The 1,629-nt window shown below is 32.8% G+C and carries 3 protein-coding genes; 2 read left to right on the plus strand and 1 reads right to left on the minus strand.

All coding sequences use genetic code 11. The annotated features are described in order from the left end of the window. Positions 1–77 precede the first annotated feature (77 nt). Both KO524_RS15105 and KO524_RS15110 read left to right on the plus strand, forming a co-directional pair. On the plus strand, positions 78–863 hold the full coding sequence (locus tag KO524_RS15105; protein ID WP_255555288.1) for an RHS repeat domain-containing protein: 786 nt from the start codon (positions 78–80) through the stop codon (positions 861–863). Further along, a complete protein-coding gene (locus KO524_RS15110) occupies positions 847–1,356 on the plus strand; it encodes a hypothetical protein (protein ID WP_219295064.1) in 510 nt (169 codons plus the stop codon). The genes KO524_RS15105 and KO524_RS15110 overlap by 17 nt, the downstream gene beginning before the upstream one ends. Before the next feature lie 65 nt (positions 1,357–1,421). Here KO524_RS15110 and KO524_RS15115 read toward each other — a convergent pair whose 3' ends face one another. Beyond that, on the minus strand, positions 1,422–1,610 hold the full coding sequence (locus KO524_RS15115; RefSeq protein ID WP_219295065.1) for a hypothetical protein: 189 nt from the start codon (positions 1,608–1,610) through the stop codon (positions 1,422–1,424). Between the last annotated feature and the right edge of the window lie 19 nt (positions 1,611–1,629).

A 1,629-nucleotide genomic window follows, 5' to 3' on the forward strand; every position in this document is an offset into this window, starting at 1 on the left:
TATTAGAATATTGATTTGCCACACGAAAGGATTCGTTCGGCAGCGGGGGTTTAAGAGTTGAATATTAGAATATTGATTTGCCACACGAAAGGATTCGTGCGGCAGCGGGGGCACGTAATTACGATGCAGCATTGGGCAGGTGGATGAATGTAGACCCGTTAGCGGATCTCTATGTTAGTATCAGTCCGTATGTTTATGCATTGGATAATCCGATTTTATTTATAGATCCAGATGGTAATTATGTCGATGATTCGTTCATTTATCAAAAGAATGCAAAAGGCAGTTATGTTAATCCTGCATTAGTTAAAGCGTATGAGACATTCGCAAAATCAAAGCAAGGCATAGCATTTTTATCGAATTTCGCCCAATCAGGACAAGTTATAGCAGGGAAAAAGTATGAGGAAAGTGGGAAGTTTGATAAAAAAGGCATTGATTTGAATTTTAAGAAACAAGACAAGAATGATCCTGCAAATGCTAGAACACAAGCACAAGTAGATAAAGATGGAGAAGGGATGCAAATTGATATTTTGTTATCTCAAACGGGTACGGTAGTGGATAATTACATTATTGATATAGCTCATGAAAGTTTTCTCCATGCTGATAAAAATGCGGAAGATTTTTCTGATAATAAAAAAATGGATTTTTCTTCGATAGATAAAGATCTTATAGAATGGGGAAACAAGGCTGTGAAAGATGGATATCCAAAAAAATGGATTCGAAATCTATTACACCATTCTCAGGAAGGTAGGGATAAGGTTTTGGATAAAAAATTACTTCCAATTCTTCAGCAATATTATAAAAATAGTGGTATTAAAAAAAATGATTTGGAAATAAAAAAACAGATAAATGGATATGCAAATTAATAAAAAATGTTACTTTATTGTTTCTTTTGTACTATTGTTTTGTTTGAGTTGTAAAGTTGAAAAAACTACTGAACGTTATTACAATATGGATTTAACGGTAATTTATAATGAATACACAAAATCTTACAAAATAGACACTGAGGGGAATGTGTTTTTGTTAATCAATAAAGTGAATGAAAACGGTAGATTATATGAAAGTTTTTTGGAGCAAGAAGTGTTGGATAGTATTCAGGAAAAACTTAATAAAATAGTGAAGTTAGAATGTGACTCTATTGACGTTGATTTTGAGGATGGTACACGATATATTATGATTTTACAGAATAAAAAAAATGAAAAAAGAATAATTGTTAATAATTCCTGTAAACAGTTTCAAGATTTAGATTCGTTAGTTTTTGCTATTATCAAAAAAGTTCAAATAATAAAAAGTCAAGACTTCTTTGAAAGTTTAGAAAAAAGTTCTCCCCCCTCGCTACCGCTACCGCACGAAATGTAATTCGACGAAGTTAATCCCTTCGTGTGGTATATAAATAAAAAATCCTAACCGTAAGTTGGGATTTTTTATTTAAGAATAGCTTGTAATTTATTTTTGGCGATAAACGCATCTAGCATAGCGAAAACGTGTTCTTTATCTGTGGGGTCTAGTTTTTCTATGTCAAGTAAACGGGTTACGGTTTTCTTATCGAATTTGCTGTTTACCCCCGCTAGTGCACGAAGGATAAAATCTTCGCTATCGCGCGAGCACGTCATTAAGTTGACATATTAAACA

Source organism: Flavobacterium sp. NKUCC04_CG (assembly GCF_019345525.1).
GTDB lineage: Bacteria > Bacteroidota > Bacteroidia > Flavobacteriales > Flavobacteriaceae > Flavobacterium.